This window comes from Streptomyces sp. CB02414 (genome assembly GCF_001905385.1).
Taxonomy (GTDB): domain Bacteria; phylum Actinomycetota; class Actinomycetes; order Streptomycetales; family Streptomycetaceae; genus Streptomyces.
Genome location: NZ_LIPF01000004.1, coordinates 171,214 through 189,468 on the forward strand (window position 1 = coordinate 171,214; position 18,255 = coordinate 189,468).

The 18,255-nt window shown below is 70.2% G+C and carries 14 protein-coding genes; 9 read left to right on the top strand and 5 right to left on the bottom strand.

Features of this window, described 5'->3' with window-relative positions; genetic code table 11:
- Positions 1 to 19: 19 nt before the first annotated feature.
- From AMK11_RS14900 to AMK11_RS14940, 9 genes are all read left to right on the top strand, one after another.
- Positions 20 to 1,285 carry a cytochrome P450 gene (locus tag AMK11_RS14900; RefSeq protein WP_073727164.1) on the top strand — a complete coding sequence of 422 codons (1,266 nt, stop codon included), beginning with the start codon at positions 20 to 22 and terminating at the stop codon, positions 1,283 to 1,285.
- A 5-nt stretch (positions 1,286 to 1,290) separates the two neighbouring features.
- Entirely contained in the window at positions 1,291 to 2,490 is a 1,200-nt protein-coding gene (locus AMK11_RS14905) for an NAD(P)/FAD-dependent oxidoreductase (RefSeq protein WP_198941367.1), read from the top strand.
- Positions 2,490 to 3,965 (top strand): aldehyde dehydrogenase, encoded by a 1,476-nt coding sequence (locus tag AMK11_RS14910; protein WP_073727166.1) that lies wholly within the window; start codon positions 2,490 to 2,492, stop codon positions 3,963 to 3,965. The genes AMK11_RS14905 and AMK11_RS14910 overlap by 1 nt, the downstream gene beginning before the upstream one ends.
- Entirely contained in the window at positions 3,962 to 5,035 is a 1,074-nt protein-coding gene (locus AMK11_RS14915) for a Zn-dependent alcohol dehydrogenase (RefSeq protein ID WP_073727168.1), read from the top strand. Before AMK11_RS14910 ends, AMK11_RS14915 begins: the two co-directional genes overlap by 4 nt.
- Positions 5,036 to 5,094: 59 nt before the next feature.
- The gene (locus tag AMK11_RS14920) at positions 5,095 to 6,597 is read left to right on the top strand and encodes an MFS transporter (protein ID WP_073727170.1); all 1,503 of its coding nucleotides are present in this window, start codon (positions 5,095 to 5,097) and stop codon (positions 6,595 to 6,597) included.
- Entirely contained in the window at positions 6,597 to 8,150 is a 1,554-nt protein-coding gene (locus tag AMK11_RS14925; RefSeq protein WP_073727172.1) for a carboxylesterase/lipase family protein, read from the top strand. The genes AMK11_RS14920 and AMK11_RS14925 overlap by 1 nt, the downstream gene beginning before the upstream one ends.
- 136 nt (positions 8,151 to 8,286) lie before the next feature.
- A complete protein-coding gene (locus tag AMK11_RS14930) occupies positions 8,287 to 9,507 on the top strand; it encodes a cytochrome P450 (RefSeq protein WP_073727174.1) in 1,221 nt (406 codons plus the stop codon).
- 43 nt (positions 9,508 to 9,550) lie between these two features.
- Positions 9,551 to 10,771 (top strand): cytochrome P450, encoded by a 1,221-nt coding sequence (locus AMK11_RS14935; RefSeq protein WP_073727176.1) that lies wholly within the window; start codon positions 9,551 to 9,553, stop codon positions 10,769 to 10,771.
- A gap of 73 nt (positions 10,772 to 10,844) precedes the next feature.
- Positions 10,845 to 11,042, top strand: a complete 198-nt coding sequence (locus AMK11_RS14940; RefSeq protein ID WP_073727178.1) for a ferredoxin — start codon at positions 10,845 to 10,847, stop codon at positions 11,040 to 11,042.
- A gap of 185 nt (positions 11,043 to 11,227) precedes the next feature.
- On the opposite strand, the gene AMK11_RS14945 is transcribed toward AMK11_RS14940, so the two are convergent.
- From AMK11_RS14945 to AMK11_RS14965, 5 genes are all read right to left on the bottom strand, one after another.
- Positions 11,228 to 12,871 carry a family 43 glycosylhydrolase gene (locus tag AMK11_RS14945; protein ID WP_073727180.1) on the bottom strand — a complete coding sequence of 548 codons (1,644 nt, stop codon included), beginning with the start codon at positions 12,869 to 12,871 and terminating at the stop codon, positions 11,228 to 11,230.
- Between the two features lie 48 nt (positions 12,872 to 12,919).
- A complete protein-coding gene (locus tag AMK11_RS14950) occupies positions 12,920 to 14,482 on the bottom strand; it encodes a Gfo/Idh/MocA family protein (RefSeq protein ID WP_241846973.1) in 1,563 nt (520 codons plus the stop codon).
- 150 nt (positions 14,483 to 14,632) lie between these two features.
- Positions 14,633 to 15,916, bottom strand: a complete 1,284-nt coding sequence (locus tag AMK11_RS14955) for an ABC transporter substrate-binding protein (protein WP_073727182.1) — start codon at positions 15,914 to 15,916, stop codon at positions 14,633 to 14,635.
- A 69-nt stretch (positions 15,917 to 15,985) separates the two neighbouring features.
- Entirely contained in the window at positions 15,986 to 16,906 is a 921-nt protein-coding gene (locus AMK11_RS14960) for a carbohydrate ABC transporter permease (protein ID WP_073727184.1), read from the bottom strand.
- Positions 16,899 to 17,855, bottom strand: a complete 957-nt coding sequence (locus tag AMK11_RS14965) for a carbohydrate ABC transporter permease (protein WP_073727186.1) — start codon at positions 17,853 to 17,855, stop codon at positions 16,899 to 16,901. The genes AMK11_RS14960 and AMK11_RS14965 overlap by 8 nt, the downstream gene beginning before the upstream one ends.
- Positions 17,856 to 18,255: the final 400 nt, after the last annotated feature.

Below are 18,255 nucleotides of genomic sequence, written 5' to 3' on the forward strand. Positions count from 1 at the left end.
CCAGACACCGGAGGAATGAGTGAGCAACTCAGCAAGCGCCGCCCCCGGCCAGTGCCCGGCACGCCTTCCCGAGTACGACATCGCCCGCAACACCCGCTGTCCCCTCGACCCGGCTCCCGCCATGCGGGCGCGGCAGACGGAGGGCCCGCTGTCCCGTATCCGCCTGTGGGACGGCACCCCGGTCTGGCTCGTGACGGGCTACGAGGCGCACCGCGCGGTCCTCTCCGACCAGCGGGTGAGTGTCGATCCTTTCCGTCCCGGCGCGCCGAAGCTCTCCGAGGGCGAGGCGAGTCACATCGAGGTGGCGCAGAAGCAGGGCCGCACCGCCGCCGAGAACAGCTTCATCCTGATGGACGACCCCGAGCACGCACGCCTGCGCCGCATGGTGACGTCAGCGTTCACGATCAAGCGCATCGAGGCACTGCGGCCGGCGACCCAGCAGGTGGTGGACGGCATCATCGACACCATGGCAGCCGGGCCGAAGCCGGCCGACCTCGTCGAAGCCTTCGCGCTCCCCGTACCTTCGCTGGTGATCTCGGAACTGCTCGGCGTTCCCTACGACGACCACGAGTTCTTCCAGACCAACAGCAAGGCCATCATCAACCGGCACACCACCGGAGAGGACCGCGTCGCCGCCCGCCAGCGTCTGACCGAGTACCTCGACGGACTGCTGGCCGACAAGCTCGCCCATCCGCAGGACGATCTGCTCACCGGCCTCGCCGGGCGCGTCAGGGCCGAGGAGCTGACCCGGCAGGAAGCCGTCGCCATGGGCGTACTGATGCTGTTCGCGGGCCACGAGACCACCGCCAACATGATCACTCTCGGCGTACTGGCCCTGCTCCAGAATCCCGAGCAGGCGGCGCTGGTGCGCGATGCCGAGGACCCGCAGGTGATTGCCCGCGCCGTCGACGAACTGCTGCGCTACCTCACCATCACCCACGGTGGCCTGCGCCGCGTCGCCCTGGAGGACATCGAGATCGCCGGACAGGTGATCAAGGCCGGCGAGGGCATCATCACCGTCAACGAGACCGCCAACCGCGACCCCGAGGTCTTCCCCGATCCCGACCGGCTCGACCTCACCCGCGACGCCCGTCGCCACGTCACTTTCGGGTACGGCATCCACCAGTGCCTCGGCCAGCCGCTGGCCCGCATGGAGCTTCAGGTCGCCTACCCCACGCTGCTGCGTCGCCTGCCCGACCTCGCTCTGGCCGTCGACCTCGCCGACATCCCGTTCAAGCACGACGGGTTCATCTACGGTGCCTACGAGCTCCCGGTCACGTGGTGAGCGCCGTGCCCGAGGACGTCGTGATCGTCGGAGCCTCGGCGGCGGGCCTCGCCACCGCTGAGGCCCTGCGCAACAAGGGCTACGAAGGAACCCTGACTCTCGTCGGCAAGGAGAACCGGCTGCCCTACGACCGGCCGCCGCTGTCCAAGCAGGTCCTGTCGGGCGCGTGGGAACCGGAGCGCGTCCAGCTACGGGACGAGGCGACCGTTGCCAAGCTCGGCGCACGGCTCCTGCTGGGCCGTACCGCCGAGGCCCTGGACCCCGCCGCTCGCCGGATCACCCTGGACGGCGACGAGACTCTTGGCTACGACGCCCTGGTCGTCGCCACCGGCGTGAGCCCCCGCCGCCTCCCGAACGACGACCTGGCCGGTGTACACGTCGTCCACGGCCTGGATGACGCCCTCGCGCTCCGTGCCGAGCTGCTGGGCGGCCCCGAAGTCGTCGTCGTGGGCGCCGGTTTCCTCGGCTCCGAGATCACGGCGGTGGCCCGGGGCATGGGCCTGCGGGTGACGCTGGTCGACCCGCTGCCGGTCCCCATGCGCCGCCAGTTCGGCGAGCGGATCGGCACGCTGGTCGGGCGGATGCACGAGGAGCACGGGGCCGAACTCCGCCTCGGCCGGGGCGTGGCCCGCTTCACGCAGACCGACGGGCGGGTCACCGGCGTCGAACTGTCCGACGGCAGCGTGGTCCCGGCGGACGTCGTCGTGGTCGCCGTTGGTTCGACCCCCGCGACCTCCTGGCTGGCCGGCTCCGGCCTCGACCTCACGGACGGCGTGCGGTGCGACGCCCACTGCCGGGCCGCCCCCGGCGTGTGGGCGGCCGGTGACGTCGCCTCCTGGCACAACCCGCACTTCGCCCGGCGCATGAGGGTCGAGCACCGTCTCAACGCCACCGAACAGGCCCTGGCCGTCGCCGGGAACATCCTGGGCGGACAGAAGCCCTTCGCTCCCGTGCCGTACTTCTGGAGCGACCAGTACGACGTGAAGATGCAGGCGTTCGGCATCTTCCCCGGCGGCGCCGAGACCACCGTGCTGCACGGCAGCCCGGACGAGCGGAGGTTCGTCGTCGCTTACTGCGAGGGCGGCAAGGTCGTCGGCGTCCTCGGCTGGAACAGCCACCGTGAGCTGCGCAAGCTGCGCCGGCTCGTCGTGGACGCGGCACCCCACCCCGGCGAGACCCCCGTAGCGGCAGGAAGGCAGAGCTGATGCGTGAATCCCTGATGCACCGCGGCGAGTTCTACATCGGAGGCACGTGGGCCAAGCCCGCCGGCTCCGACGTCCTGGAAGTGGTCTCGCCCTCCAGCGAGGAGGTCGTCGGCCGGGTGCCCCTCGCCGTCGAGGAGGACATCGACCACGCTGTCGTGGCCGCCCGCACCGCCTTCGACGAGGGGCCCTGGCCCCGGATGACGCCCCGGGAGCGGGCGAACGTCCTCGACCGGGCCGCCCGGCTCCTCAAGGCCCGGACCCCCGACATCGTCCAGGTCCTCGTGGACGAGATGGGCGTCGCCAGCGGCCAGGCACCCATGCAGGTCGGCACGGTCGCCATGGTCTTCGAGTACTACGCCGGCCTGGCCCGCACCTTCGCGTTCGACCGGGTGGTGCGCCAGGGCGACCGGGTCGGTCTGATCGCCTCCGACCCGGTGGGCGTGGTGGGGGCGATCGTGCCCTGGAACGCGCCGGTGACGCTGGCCGCCTGGAAGGTGGCCCCGGCCCTGGCGGCCGGCTGCACCGTCGTGTTGAAGCCGCCGCCCGAGTCTCCGCTGAGCCCCTACATCCTCGCCGAGGCGCTGCACGAGGCGGGGCTGCCCGCCGGGGTGTTCAACCTCGTCCCGGGCGGCCGCGAGGTCGGCGAACACCTGGTCACCCACCCGGGCACCGACAAGATCGCCTTCACCGGCTCCACCGCCGCCGGCAAGCGGATCATGAGCCTGTGCGGGGAGCAGATCAAGCGGGTCTCGCTGGAACTCGGCGGCAAGTCCGCGGCCCTCGTCCTCGACGACGCGGACGTGGAGACCGTCACCGCCAACCTGGTCGGCGGCAGCATGCACAACTCCGGGCAGGTCTGCGCGGCCATCACCCGCATCCTGGTGCCCCGCTCCGTTTACGGCCGTGCGTTGGAGGCCGCCGCCGACAAGGCATGCAGCGTCCCCGTCGGCGACCCGCACGACCCGGCGACCCTGGTCGGCCCCCTGGTGGCGGAACGGCAGCGGGCCCGGGTGGAGGGCTACATCGGCCTCGCCGCGGAGGAGGGCTTCCGCGTCGTGGCGGGCGGCGGCCGGCCCGCCCACCTGCCCAAGGGCTGGTACGTGGAGCCGACCGTCCTCGGCGACGTCGACAATTCCATGCGCGTCGCCCAGGAGGAGCTCTTCGGCCCGGTCGTCAGCCTCATCCCGCACGACGGCGACGACGACGCCGTCCGCATCGCCAACGACTCACGCTACGGCCTCTCCGGCAGCGTCTGGTCCGGGGACGACGAGCGGGGACTCGCGGTCGCCCGGCGGCTGCGCACCGGCGGCACGATGGTCAACGGCGGCACACCGCCGATGCCCCTGACGCCCTTCGGCGGGTTCAAGGAGTCGGGCCTCGGCCGGGAGCTGGGCGTGGAGGGCCTGCACCAGTACCTCGAACCGCACACCATCGGCATCCCGACCGCCCTCGCCCCTCGGGGAGACGCCTCGTGAAGGTCGCCGTCGCCTACGAGCCGGGCGAGCCGCTGGTCCTGGAGGACCTGCCCGTTCCGGAGGTCGGCCCACGGGACGTTCTGGTCCGCGTCGCCGCCAGCGGCATCTGCCACACCGACCTCACCTCCATCAACCGCGCCGAGCGCGACACCCCGCTCGTCCCGGGCCATGAGGCCTGCGGCACGGTCGAGGCCGTCGGCGCCGACGTACGGCGGGTGCGTCCCGGCGACCGGGTCCTCGCCTCGGTCTCCCCGGCCTGCGGCTCCTGTTGGTGGTGCGTCAACGAGATGTCCAACCACTGCGAGCGCGGGGCGACCCGTATGGTGCCCCGCTTCGACCTGCCCGACGGCCGGCGCGCCCCGGCGCTGTGCGGCTGCGGCTCGTTCGCCGAGGCCATGGTGGTGGACGAGGCCAGCGTCGTCGCGGTGGAGACCGACCTGCCGGACGAGCAACTCGCCCTGCTCGGCTGCGGGGTGACCACCGGACTGGGCGCCGCCCTCAACACGGCGCGGGTACAGCCCGGTTCGAGCGTCGCCGTCATCGGGTGCGGCGGCGTCGGGCAGTCGGTCGTCCAGGGCGCCCGGATAGCCGGCGCCGCCACCATCGTCGCTGTCGACCTGTCCGCCGACCGGCGGGCCGCCGCCCTCGCCGCCGGAGCCACCCACGGCGTCGACCCGGCCGACGGCGATACCGTCGAGCAGATCCGCGCGCTCACCCGGGGCCGGGGCGTCGACCACTCCTTCGAGGCGGTCGGCCTGCCCCAGTTGATGGTTCAGGCGTTCGACCTGGCCCGTCCGGAAGGCACTGTCACCTACATCGGCATGCCCCCGAGCCGTGACGCGGAGCTGACCCTGCCGGCCATCTCCGCGATCTTCAGCGGCAAACGCATCCAGGGCTCGGTCGTAGGTGGCTCCCAGATCCTGCGCGACTTCCCGCGCTTCATCCGCCTCGCCGAGAGCGGCCGCCTGGACCTGGCGTCCATGGTCACCCGCCGCATCACCCTCGACGAGGTCAACGAGGGCCTCCACCTCCTCGAACAGGGCGAGGGGGTCCGCACCGTGATCAGCTGATCCACCCGGCCCGCCTCCCTGAACCGACACCTTTCCCACCCACCGCCCGGAGCAAGACGATGAGCGCAGCACCCGAACGAACAGCCACCACCGACGGGCCGCCAGGAGTCCAGCGCCAGGTCCTGGTCGCCCTCAGTGGTCTGCTCGCCGCGCTCTTCGTCGCCACCCTCAGCAGCACGGTGGTCTCCACCGCGCTGCCGAAGATGATCGGCGACCTGCACGGCTCCCAGACGCAGTACACCTGGGTCGTGACGGCCACCCTGCTCAGCACCACCGCCACCACGCCCATCTGGGGCAAGCTCGCCGACCTGTTCAGCAAGAAGCGGCTGGTGCAGGTCGCCGTGGTCGTCTTCATCTTGGGTTCGGTGGCGGCGGGAGTGAGTCAGAACGCCGGCCAGCTGATCGGCGCCCGCGTGCTCCAGGGCGTGGGCGTCGGCGGCGTGCAGTCGCTGGTGCAGATAGCCATCGCGGCGATGATCCCGCCCCGCGAACGCGGACGCTACACCGCCTACCTGAGCGGTGTGACCTCCCTGTCCACCATCGGCGGCCCGCTGCTGGGCGGCCTCATCGTCGACACCGGCTGGCTGGGCTGGCGCTGGTGCTTCCTGATCAGCCTGCCCGTCGCCGTCGCCTCCCTGCTCCTCGTGCAGCGCACCCTGCACCTGCCCGTCCACCGGCGTGAGCAGGTGCGGATCGACTACCTGGGCGCGTCGCTCATCGCCTCCGGCGTGAGCGTCCTGCTCCTCTGGGTCTCCTTCGTGGATGCCTCCTTCGCCTGGCTCTCCTGGCAGACCGGCGCCCTGCTCGGCGTGACGGCCGTACTCCTGGGTGCCGCCCTGTGGGTGGAGTCCCGCGCCGCGGAGCCGATCGTGCCGCTGCCCATCCTGCGGCAGCGCTCCACCGTGCTGGCCATCCTGGGCAGTCTCGCGGCGGGCACCGCCATGTTCGCCGCCTCCGTCTACCTCAGCCAGTACTTCCAGGCCAGCCGCGGCTATTCGGCCACGCAGGCGGGCCTGCTGACCATTCCCATGATGGGCGGTGTCCTGGTCTCCTCCATCGCCGCCGGACGGATGCTCAGCCGGAGCGGGAAACTCAAGCCGTTCGTGCTCACCGGCTCAGTGCTGCTCACCCTCGGCTTCGCCGGGCTTGCCCTCACCGACCACCGCACCTCGCTGGTGCTGATGAGCGTGGCGATGCTGTTCGTCGGCTGCGGCGTCGGCATGACGATGCAGAACTTCGTCCTGGTGGTACAGAACTCCGTGCCCATGAAGGACATCGGCACGGCCAGCACGACGGTCACCTTCTTCCGCACGCTGGGCGGCACCTTCGGGGTCACCGTCCTCGGTGCCGTCCTGGCCCGGCAGGTCAGCGAGAAGACGACCGCCGGAGAGACGAGCGCCGTGGCCTACGGCGACGCCACCGGCCTGATCTTCCTGATCTGCACCGGCGTCGCCGCCCTGGGTATCGTCGCCGCGCTCCTGCTCAAGCCCGTCACCCTACGGGGCAGCCTGGAGCCGGCCGCCCGTCAGTCCGACGCCCCCACCGAACGACAGGAGTCGTGATGCCGGCGACCGCCTCTCCCGAGGTCCGTACCACCGGCGGCACCGTCCGCGGCCGCACCGAGAACGGCCTGGCGGTCTTCCGCGGCATCCCCTACGCCCGTCCACCCTTGGGCGCCGACCGCTTCCAGGCGCCCCGCCCGGCGCTGCCGTGGGACGGCGTACGGGAGGCGAACGCGTACGGACCGCCCGCGCCGCAGGACGCGCACATGGCCGGCCGCAGCGGCGGTGACCTCTTCCGGACCGGCGGCGACGACTGGCTCACCGTGAACGTGTGGACCCCCGCCCCCGATCCGGCGGCCCGCCGACCGGTCATGGTCTGGATCCACGGCGGCGCGTACAAGCACGGCTTCTCCGGCAGTCCCGGCTACGACGCCCAGCACATCGCCCGCGAGGGTGACGTCGTCTTCGTATCGCTCAACTACCGGCTCGGCGTCGAGGGGTTCGCCGCGATCGACGGCGCTCCGGCCAACCGGGGTCTGCTCGACCAGATCGCCGCGCTGGAGTGGGTGCGCGACAACATCGGCGCCTTCGGCGGCGACCCCGGCCGGGTGACCGTGCTCGGCGACTCGGCCGGCGCCGGCTCCATCGCGGCCCTGCTGGTCATGGACCGGGCGGCCGGGCTGTTCGAGCGCGCGGTCGCGCAGAGCCTGCCGGGCACGTACCTCTCCGACGCCCTGGCCCGGGACGTCGGCGCCATCATCGCCGCCGAGGCGGGCCTGGAGCCGTCCGTGACGCAGCTGTCCGCGGTCGACCCGTCCCGGCTGGCTCGTCTCGGGCACGCGGTGGAGGCGAGGATGCGGCAGTACGCCGAGTCCTGGGGCGTGTTCGCGCACACCCTGACCCTCTTCTCACCGGTCGTCGACGGCGACGTGCTGCCGGTCGCGCCCTGGGAGGGCCTGGCGGGCGGCGCCGCCCGGGACACCACCCTCGTCGTCGGCCACAACCGCGACGAGTGGCGGACCTTCATGCTCTTCGGCAACCGCTTCGGCGCCATCAGCGCCGTGGAGACCGAGGAGGCTCTGCGGCGGTTCGGCCCGGGAGGGGCGGACGGAGCGCGGGCCTACCGCGACGCCTTCCCCGGCACGTCCGACGAGGACCTCTTCGAGCGGGTGCAGTCCGACTGGCTCTTCCGCATGCCCACCCTCCACCTCGCCGAGGCCCAGCACGCCGGCGGCGGACGCGCCCACCTCTACGAACTGGCCTGGCAGTCTCCGGGGCGCGGTGGACTCCTCCGTGCCTGCCACGGACTGGACGGCCCCCTGCTGTTCGGGACGTACGACGCCCACCTCGGCCCGGTCGCCATCGGCCCGGACCACATCGGCGCCGCCGAGGCGCTCACCGCCCAGATCCGCCCGGCCTGGACGGCCTTCGCCACCACCGGGGACCCGGGCTGGCCCGCCTACGAGCCGCGGTCGCGGCTGACCCGGGTCTTCGACACGGAGCCGTCCGTCATCGCATACCCGCAGGAGGCCTCGCGTCGCCTCTGGGCCGGTCACAGCTTCACGGCGCTGCCCCTGCTGGGTGATGCGCCGCCGACCACGGGGGGCCGGTAGGGACTCCCATGCTTGACGCGAGACAGACAGCCACTAAGATTTAAATCAACGGACTGACTTAATTTGTCGCTGGATCCACGTCCCGTTGATTCCACCCTCGATGGCATCCCCCACCGAAAGACCGACGAGGAGCGCGATGTCCACCCCCACCGAGACCGTTCCCGACTTCCCGATGCCGAGGGCGGCGGAATGCCCCTTCGCCCCGCCGCCGCGGCTGCGCCAGGCCCAGGCGGAGGGCCCACTGTCCCGGATCCGCCTGTGGGACGGCAGCACCCCCTGGCTCGTCACCGGCTACGAAGAACAGAAGGCGCTCCTCGCCGACCAGCGCTGCAGCGTCGATCCCACCAAGGACGGATACCCGTACACCAACCCGGCCTTCCGGGAGGCGGCGTCCCGTGGCGGAGTGCCGTCCTTCCTCAACCTGGACGACCCCGAGCACGCGCGGATCCGCCGCATGGTCGCCGGATCGTTCACCATTAAGCGCATCGAGGCTCTGCGGCCCGCCGTCCAGCGCATGACCGACGACTTCATCGACCGCATGCTGACCAGTCCCGCACCGGCCGACCTGGTCACCTCGCTCGCGCTGCCGCTGCCCTCACTGGTGATCTGCGAGATGCTCGGCGTCCCCTACGACGACCATGAGTTCTTCCAGACGCAGAGTGAGGTGGGCCTGCACCAGGACGTCACCCCGGAAGCGGCCCGGGCAGCGCACCAAGCCCTCTTCCAGTACCTGGAGGAGCAGCTCGACGCGAAGCTCGCCCGGCCCGGCGACGACCTGCTGTCCGAGTTCGCGGCACGGCATCGCGAGGGCGAACTCTCCCGCTTCGAGGCCGCCTCCCTCGGGCTGCTGCTCCTGGGCGCCGGCCATGAGACGACCGCCAACATGATCACGCTCAGCACCCTCGCGCTGCTCGAACACCCCGACCAGCTCGCCGCGGTCCGGGACACCGACGACCCGAAGGTACTCGCCCGAGCCGTCGAGGAACTGCTGCGCTACCTCACCATCATCCACCTGGGCAACCGACGCGTGGCCAAGGAGGACATCGACCTGGCCGGCCACACCATCCGGGCCGGGGAAGGCATCGTCATCCCCAGCGCCACCGCCAACTGGGACCCCGGCTACTTCCCGGAACCCGACCGCCTGGACATCAGCCGTAACGCCCGCCACCACATGGCGTTCGGCTTCGGCGTCCACCAATGCCTCGGGCAGCCGCTGGCCCGGGTGGAGCTCCAGGTCGTCCTCGGCACCCTCTTCCGCCGCATCCCCACCCTCCGCCTCGCCGTGGACCGCGCCGAGCTGCCCTTCAAGGAGTACGGCGTCGTCTACGGCGTCCATCGGCTGCCCGTGACCTGGTGACCGGCAGACCTTTCACCCTGTCCAGCCCCACCTGGAGAGAACCATGACTTCCGGCGCATACACCATCCGTCTGCCTCTGACCAGCGACGGCCCGCTCGACCCGCCGGCCCCGCTGAAGGAGCTGCGCGACCGGTGTCCGGTGGCCACCGCCGTCCTGCCCAGCGGGGACACCGGCGCCTACCTGACCCGTTACGAAGACGTCCGGCAACTTCTCTCGGACGGCCGCTTCTCCCGCCCCACGGCCGAGGACAAGGCCGCCCGCATCGCACCGGAAGGCGCCGGTGGCGTCGCGGCCGGCGGCGGCTCCTCCCTGGCGATCCCCCTCAAAGGGGAGGGACACCAGCGGTGGCGACGGCACCTGAGCAAGTACTTCACCGCCAAGCGCATGAGAGCGCTGCACCCCCGTATGACGGACACAGCCCACCTCTTGGTCGACCGCATGCTGGAGGGGAGAAGGCCGGCCGACCTGAAGGCGGCGTTCGGCTTCCCGCTGCCCGTGTACGTCATCTGCGACCTGCTGGGCGCCCCCGCCCACGACCGGGACCGCTTCTCCCACTGGTCCGACTCCTTCCTCAGCGTCACCCGCTTCACCAGTCAGCAGACGGAGGCCGCGCACCGGGAGTTCGTCTCCTACATGACCGATCTGGTCGCTGAGAAGCGCGCCGAGCCGGGCGAGGACCTGCTCAGCGTCCTGATCGCCGAGAGCGCGGCGGAAGTCGCGGGCATGAGCGACGACCAACTCGTCGCCACCGGCATGGCCCTGCTGGTCGCCGGGCACGAGACCACCGCCAACATGATCGTCAAGATGGCCGCCATGCTCCTGAGCGACCGCGGCCGCTGGGAGCGCCTGCTCACCGACCGCTCCCTGACGCGGACCACCGTCGACGAGGCACTGCGCTACGACGCCAACCTCGGCAACTTCGGCACCCGCCGCTACCTGCACGAAGACGCCGAGATCGCCGGACAGACGCTGTCCGCCGGCACCACCGTCTTCTGCGACATGTCCTCCGCCAACCGCGACGAGCGCGCCTTCGCCGACCCGGACGACATGGACCTCGGGCGCAGCCCCAACCCCCACCTCACCTTCGGCGCGGGCCCGCACTCCTGCCTCGGCCAGTCCCTGGCCCGCACCGAGCTCCAGGTCAGCCTGGAGGTGCTGCTGGACCGCGTGCCCACGCTCCGGTTGGCCGTGCCCGAGGAGGAACTGCGGAAGATCGACGGACTGAGCGTGGGCGGCCTGAGCGCCCTGCCCGTCGACTGGTAGCACAGACGACCCTCCGCCCGCTCCGACTACCCGTCACCGACCCCACCCGTTACAGGGAAGCAAAGGAACCACAGTGAAGATCACCGTCGACGAAGAGAAGTGCTGCGGCGCGGGTACCTGTGTGCTCGTCGCCCCGGACGTGTTCGATCAGCGGGACGAGGACGGCATCGTCGTCCTCCTCGACGAGAGGCCGTCCGCCGAGCAGCACGACGCCGTACGCGAAGCGGTCACCGTCTGCCCGGCCTCCGCGATCGCGGTGAGCGAGGAGTAGGCCCCGAGCCCGGACGCACCAGTGCCCGGCGGGCCACCGCGAGGGCCCCGCCGGGCACTGGTGCGTATGCGTCGACCTGCCTCAACGGAAGCAGCGCGCGTAGCCGACCTTCGCATCGCGGTGGCGCGCGGAGGGTTCCGGCGCGGCCGTGCCGGCGAGTCCTGTGCGGTGCAAGTCCGGCCGGGTCAGTGCATGTCGCGCGTCAGGGAGAGCGAGTCGACCGACAACGCCTGGCCGCCACCCGCACCGCGCACCTCGATACTCACGATGGCCTCACCGGACGTGAGGCGCAGCCTCCCGAGTGTGCGGTCCTCCCAGCCGTCGGTGGCCTGGTTGAGGTCGAGCACATAGGACTCCCGTCGGCGCCCGGTCACCCTGATACGTGCGTGTTCGAGCCCCCCGGCCGTCTTGACGGTGGCGGTGAGGCGGTAGGTGCCCGGCGGGATCTCGTTACGCTGGCTCAGGGCACCGGAGAATGGGTCGGTGCTGGTGAGCGTGGCGGCGAACCGAGAACCGTTCGCACCGGGCGAAGTGTTGGTGATGAAGGGAGCGGCGGAGTACCCGGTGTCGACGGTGGTGACCCAACCGGTCAGCTCGGTAACCGTCACCCGGTCGGCGGCGAACTCCGGGTTGAGCAGGTAGTTGTTGCCCGCACCCACCCGCCACCGTCCGGTGCGGGCATCGAGCTGCCACTGGCTCAGCGAGTGGAGGACCGGGCCGTCGGCGGTGGCGGACAGCGGCATCCACTGGTTGTAGCCGAGACCGTTCCAGGCGAAGTCCGCCCACCGGTCACCGGCGTAGATGACGGTGTCCCGCTCTCTGCCCTTGACGCTGATGAAGAACCCGGTCTGCGTCACGTGACTGTAGTCCCGCTCCGTGCCGGGCAAGATGTACTCACCGGAGTAGTCGCCGAGGATGTCGTCGGTCTTCGACCGGATGAGATAGGTGTGCGAGGAGTTCCAGCCGTGCAGGTCCGAGGTGGCGATGTAGTAGTGCCCGTCGAGCTTGAACATGGCGTTGCCCTCACGCCCCGCCGCGACGTACCCGACCCTCTTGGCCGGCTCGATACTGAGCGAGTCGGCGGGTGAGATGCGGCTGATGTACGAGTTGTTGCGGCCCTCGGCATTGCTGAACACCAGGTAGCTGCTGCCGTCGTCGTCGGTGAAGACGGTCTGGTCGCCCGTGCCCTGGGTCACCACGTTCTCGACGTGCGTCTGGATGTCGGCGTAGGTGAAGTCGCCGGTAGGGGTGTCGCTCTGCAGGAACAGCAGGGCACGCCCTGTGCGGTTGGCGTCGTAGGCCGTCTTCATCTGGGTGACCAGGACGTACTTGCGGGTGTTGCGGTTGTACACGACGCCGAGCCGGCCGAGCCACGAGGTCTCCGCGAGCGTCTTCATCCGGGACAGCGCGTCGCCCGCCACGTCCTTCGACGGCGGGATGTGCACGGCGGTGGCAGTGGTGGCGATGTCGTTCTCGAACGTCCAGTTGACGAGGTCGCGCGAGGAGTAGGCGGTGATGGAGACGAAGGTCGCGTGCTTGTCGTACAGCCGGGTCGGGTTGCGGTAGTACAGCTCCGCCCCGGCGTAGCGGACGCCGTACCAGTAGTAGCGGTCGCCGAAGCGGAAGACGCCCCCGCCCTGGGAGTAGATGGGATTGCCGTCGGTGTCGTGCCAGAAGGAGTCGTTCTGGATGGTGCCGAACGCGGAGGGGCGCCCGGCTGTGGAGTGGGCGGATGCCTGCGGGACTCCGCCCAGTACGGTGGCGGTTCCGGCGAGGGCACCGGCGAGAACTGCTCGCCGGCCGATGTGCGGGACATGCGGTGGAGCCATGACAACCTCCGTTGCTCGGTCAGGGAACTCGGCAGTGCGGCACTGGGATCAGGCCACCGGACGCTGCTCCTCGGCGGCGGGGGAGCTGGTCCGTGAGTCAGCGGCCGGAGCGGCGGGGTGAGGGCCGGCGGCGACAGGCACGGTGGTGTGCCGATCGGTGAGCGGGACGCCGAGACGCAGGCTCTCCACGGTGACTGGCTGCCCGGTCAGCAGTGACTCGTTCGCCGCCGCTCCCACGGCCACGGCCCGGACGCCGTCCAGATAGCCGGCCGCGCGCCCGAGCGGGTCCGCCCCGATCCGCAGGTCGCGGCGGAAGACGTCCTTCAGGAGGATCGCGTCGCCGCCCCCGTGCCCGCCCACGCCGTCCGGTACGACGAGCTCCTCGGCCCGCCGGAAATGGCGCTGTACCACGAGCCGGTGACCGGGCGGACGTACCGGGTCGTCCTCGACGTCCTCGGGGGTGGCCGACGGGTCGAGGGCACGCCCCTCACCGAAGTCCAGGTGGCCGCGTTCGACGACGTGCAGCTCGGCCCGCCCGAGCGTGCCGTTGACGGACACGCGGTACCCCTCCCAAGGACTGTGGGCGTTGAGGGAGTAGGAGAGGGTGGCTCCACGGGAGTAGTCGACGAGAACCGACATGTTGTCCTCGATGGTGACACCCGGCGCGAAGGGATCCTGGTCCCGCCGGTACCCGTCGTGGTGCTCGGCCCTCAGATACAGCGCCTCCAAGCGGGGGTCGTCCCGCAGGTCGAGCGAGAACGGGTCACCGACCGCCCCGGTGCCGCGTTCGGGGCGGGGTCCCATGCCTCGGGCCGCGGCATTCACGTCGCCGTAGAAGCGCAGCCCACCGGAGGCGAACACGCGGGTGGGGACGTCGTCGAGCCACCAGTTCACCAGGTCGAAGTGGTGGCTGGCCTTGTGTACGAGCAGACCACCGGAGTTGGCCTTCTCGCGGTGCCAGCGGCGGAAGTAGTCGGCGCCGTGCATGGTGTCGAGCACCCACTCGAAGTGGACGCCGGTGACGTCGCCGATGGTGCCCTCGGCGATGAGCTGCCGCAGGGTGGAGTTGCGCGGCGCGTACCGGTAGTTGAACGTCATCACGACGTCCCGGCCGGTCTCGGCCACGGCCCGAGTGATACGGCGGCAGCCGGCGGCGTCCGTGGTGAGCGGCTTCTCGACCACTACGTCCGTACCCGCGCGCAGGCTGCGGTCGACCAGCTCGGCATGGGTGTGGTCCGGGCTGGTGACGACCACCGCGTCCACGGACTGCTCCGCGATCATGCGTTCCAGGTCGGAGGGGAGGTAACGGGGCAGGCCCGCAGGAGAGCCGTCGCCCAGGACCAGGCCGACCTCCGCGTCGTAGTACTCGACGCGCGCGGGATTGGGCTCGAGCCAGGCAACGATCTCACCGACGTCGGAGTGCTCACCGGTGAGGGCATCCACGTACATGCCGGCTCGGTGACCGGTCCCCGCGATCGCGTAGCGGCGGCGGGGCCGACCGGCGGGAGGCGGCGAGAAGTCGGGCACGACCCCTGGCCCCGCGGCCGTGCTGCGATGTGCCACGGGGCGGGGAGCGGTCGGGTTCTGGTCGGCGGCACGGTGCTTGGTCACGTATGTCGAGGCTTTCGCTGTGAGTGCCCGGGCAACGGGCATGCGGGAGGTGACAAGGGTGAGGGCGGGTCGACCACGCCCGTACAATGCGGATCCACACCGCACCTGAAGCGGCGACGGAACAGCCGACAACGGGCGGGCGGACTCCACTCAGGACAGCGCCTGCGCCATCTCCGAGATCAGTGAGTCCGCCGCGTCGGCCGCGGACGCCCGCTTGAACAGGACGTCCTGCGTGTGGCGCGGGAAGGCGGTGACCATCGTGGAGGCCCCCACGGGGGAAGGCGGCAGAGGTGTCTGGACCAGATTCCCGACCTTGTCGATGTACGCCGCGGCCAGCACATCACCCCTAGGGAACTTGTCCTGCACGGCCGCCAGCACCTCGGCATGGGCCGGCACGCCGCGGTCAGCCAGCAGAACCTTGCCGATCGCGACGTCGCTCACCAGGGCGTTCACCAGCTCGGCCGCGTCGTCCTTGCGGGCGGACTTCGCCGAGACCGAGTACATCTGGGACGCCTTGACGTAGATGCCCCGCCGTGGACCGGAAGACTCTCCCGGCAGCTGGACCATCCGCAGGTCGACGTCCTTCGACGCCTCCATGACTCCGGTGAACTGGTTGCTCCACCCGGTGCCGAACGCGGCACGACCGGTCGCCAGCGCGTTCTCCTCGACGCTCTTGGCGTACTCCTCCACGGCCTTCTGCGCCGACCAAGTCGCCTTGCTGCCCTGCATACGCAGGACATACTCGAACCACTCCTCCAGTGTGTCCTTGGTGAAACCGAGGGACTTGCCCTCGTACAGGGCCTCGCCACGCTGCCGGGCGAAGACGGTGAAGGTCTCGTGGTCGAAGCTGAGGGGGTTGGAACCGGCGATCCGGCCGCCCGACTTCTTATTGACCCGTTCACACACACGGGCGTAGTCGTCCCAGCTCCAGGCGTCGGTGTCGGGCAGTTCGACGCCGGCCTCCTTGAGGACACCGGCGTTGTACCAGACGGCTATGGAGGTGAGGCCGCTGGGCACGCCGTAGACCGCACCGTCGATGATGCCGGTCGCCATGACCTGCTCGTCGAAGGGACTCAGGTCGATGCCCTTGATGTCGCGCAAGTCGGCGAGGGCGCCGCGCTGGGCGTATTCGGCGATGTAGGGGTCGACCTGCTGGATGACGTCGGGGGCGTCGCCGCCGGCCACGGAGACCGCGAGCTTGTCCCAGTACCCGGTCCAGTCGCCGGGCTGGGTGGTGACCTCGACCCCGCGGTGGTCCTTGGTGAACAGGTCGACGGCCTTCTCGGTCAGGCGGTGGCGCACGTCGTTGCCCCACCAGGCGAAGCGGAGGGCGCTGCCGGAGGACCGGGTGCCGGTACCGCACCCGGTCAGTGCCAGGCCGCCGGCCGCGAGCGAGGCGCCGGTGAGGCCGAGGAAGCCTCTACGGGTGATCACGATGTGTCTCCTTAGGCGAATGCCGGGTCGTGCGAGGCGGGAGCCGGATCGTGCGAGGGAACTGCGGCGTCACTTGCCGCCGGTGGTCGCGATGCCCTTGACCAGGTACTTCTGGCCGAACAGGAACACCAGGAAGACGGGCAGGAGTGACACGACGGACATCGAGAACATCGAGCCCCAGTCGCTGCCCGCCGTGGAGTCCATGAAGGAACGCAGGGCGACGGGGGCGGTGAAGTTCTCCGGAGCCGTCAGGTAGATCAGCGGGGTGAAGAAGTCTCCCCAGGTCCAGATGAAGGTGAAGATGACCGTGGTGGCGATCGCCGGCGTCATCAGCGGCAGCATCACCCGGGTGAAGATGCGCCAGTGGCCGCAGCCGTCGATGCGGGCCGCCTCGTCCAGTTCCCGGGGGATACCGCGGATGAACTGCACCATGAGGAAGACGAAGAACGCGTCCGTGGCGAGGAATTTCGGCAGCACCATGGGCAGGAAGGTGTTCACCCAGCCGAAGTGGTTGAAGACGATGTACTGCGGCACGATCACCACGTGGATGGGCAGCATGATGCTCAGCAGCATCACGGCGAACCAGATGTTGCGGCCGCGGAACTTCAGCCGGGCGAAGGCGTAGGCGGCCAGCGAACAGGACATGACGTTGCCGATGATGCAGCCCAGCACGACCAGCGTGGAGTTCATCAGGTAGTGGCCGAACGGGGAGGCGAGCGCGTCCCAGCCGCGGGAGTAGTTGGCGAGGGTGGGGTCCTTCAGCCACAGGCCCGGCGTACGGAAGATGACCTCGGTCGGCCGGAAGGAGCTGACCAGCAGCCACAGCAACGGGTAGATCATGACGGCGCTCGCGACGATCAGCACCAAGTGCTTGGTGAGCCGGCGGGCACGTCCGGTGGCCGGCTGCCGGGCCGGGGCGGGCTTGCGGGGTGTGTCGTCGGCGCGCTGGGCGCGGGGGGCCGGTGCTTCGGCCGTGTGAAGGCTAGTCATCGTAGAACACCCAGTACTTCGACAGCAGGAAGTTGATCGCGGTGAAGGCGGCGACGATGATCAGCAGCAGCCACGCCATCGCGGAGGCGTAACCCATTTCGAACTGCCCGAAGCCGCGCTGGTAGAGGTAGAGCGTGAAGAACAGGGTCGAGTCCGAGGGGCCGCCCGACCCGTTCGATACGACGAACGCCTGGGTGAACGACTGGAACGAACCGATGATCTGCAGGACCAGGTTGAAGAAGATGATCGGTGACAGCAGAGGCAGGGTGATCTTCATGAAGCGCCGGACGGGGCCCGCGCCGTCCACCTTCGCCGCCTCGTAGTACATCTCCGGTATCTGCCGCAGCCCGGCGAGGAAGATGAGCATCGGGGCGCCGAACGTCCACACGTGCAGCACGATGATGGAGCCCAACGCGAACTTCGGGTCGGAGATCCAGCCGGTGTCCGAGTGGATGCCGAAGACGCCGAGGATCTGGTTGAACAGGCCGTCACTGCCGAACATCTGACGCCACAGCACCGCGATGGCGACGGAACCGCCCAGCAGCGACGGCAAGTAGAAGACCGAGCGGTACAGCGCCATGCCGCGCAGTCCCTTGTCCAGGGCCATCGCCAGGACCAGCGCCAGCAGCAGCTGCAACGGCACGGAGACGAAGACGTAGACGAAGGTGTTGACCAGCGAGGTGTGCAGCCGCTCGTCGTGCAGCATGCGCTCGATGTTGTCCAGGCCGGTCCACCGTGGTGCCTGGAGCAGGCTGTAGTCGGTGAACGCGAGGTACAGGGACGCCAGCATGGGCCCGAGCGTCACGGCCAGCAGGCCGATGAGCCAGGGCATGAGGAACAGGTAGGCCGCCCTGTTGTCGCGGCTTTCCTCCTTGCGCCGCAGCCGCCGTTCTTCGGCGGACCGGGGCCTCCTCCGGCGCAGCGTGCTGAGCTCGTTGATGGCGCTCATCGGATGTGCGGCCCTTTGGTGTTCATGGTGTGTGTCCTCCTGGGTGCGGACGTGCCCGGGGGCCCGGTCCGTCGCGCCGGCAGGCGGTGCGGGATCCGCCCGTGGTGTCGGGGGTGGTCTGGGGATGCCGGGGCTCCCGCCCCCGGCGAGAGCGGGAGAGCGGCTGTGCATCGCTGGGCGGTCACCGCCTCAGTCGATGCCGGATCGAACTGCGCGGCTGAGGCCAGCGACATGCCGGATCGTCAACGGGTGACGTACTGAAAGAAGTAAGGCAGGACCGATGAGGCCGATGGTCGGTCACGATGCCAGTGACCGTTCACTTCGGACTTCGGAATCTTCTCTTGCTCAACGAAAATTTGATTGCAATGCTGCCTGTTGCGTCCCGGGGCGAGACGCTAGT

Excerpts from the sequence above, each read along its gene's own strand:
- AMK11_RS14960 (WP_073727184.1), bottom strand. The coding sequence starts at position 16,906 with ATGACTAGCCTTCACACGGCCGAAGCACCGGCCCCCCGCGCCCAGCGC.
- AMK11_RS14920 (WP_073727170.1), top strand. The coding sequence starts at position 5,095 with ATGAGCGCAGCACCCGAACGAACAGCCACCACCGACGGGCCGCCAGGA.
- AMK11_RS14965 (WP_073727186.1), bottom strand. The coding sequence starts at position 17,855 with ATGAGCGCCATCAACGAGCTCAGCACGCTGCGCCGGAGGAGGCCCCGG.
- AMK11_RS14930 (WP_073727174.1), top strand. The coding sequence starts at position 8,287 with ATGTCCACCCCCACCGAGACCGTTCCCGACTTCCCGATGCCGAGGGCG.
- AMK11_RS14910 (WP_073727166.1), top strand. The coding sequence starts at position 2,490 with ATGCGTGAATCCCTGATGCACCGCGGCGAGTTCTACATCGGAGGCACG.
- AMK11_RS14925 (WP_073727172.1), top strand. The coding sequence starts at position 6,597 with ATGCCGGCGACCGCCTCTCCCGAGGTCCGTACCACCGGCGGCACCGTC.
- AMK11_RS14935 (WP_073727176.1), top strand. The coding sequence starts at position 9,551 with ATGACTTCCGGCGCATACACCATCCGTCTGCCTCTGACCAGCGACGGC.
- AMK11_RS14945 (WP_073727180.1), bottom strand. The coding sequence starts at position 12,871 with ATGGCTCCACCGCATGTCCCGCACATCGGCCGGCGAGCAGTTCTCGCC.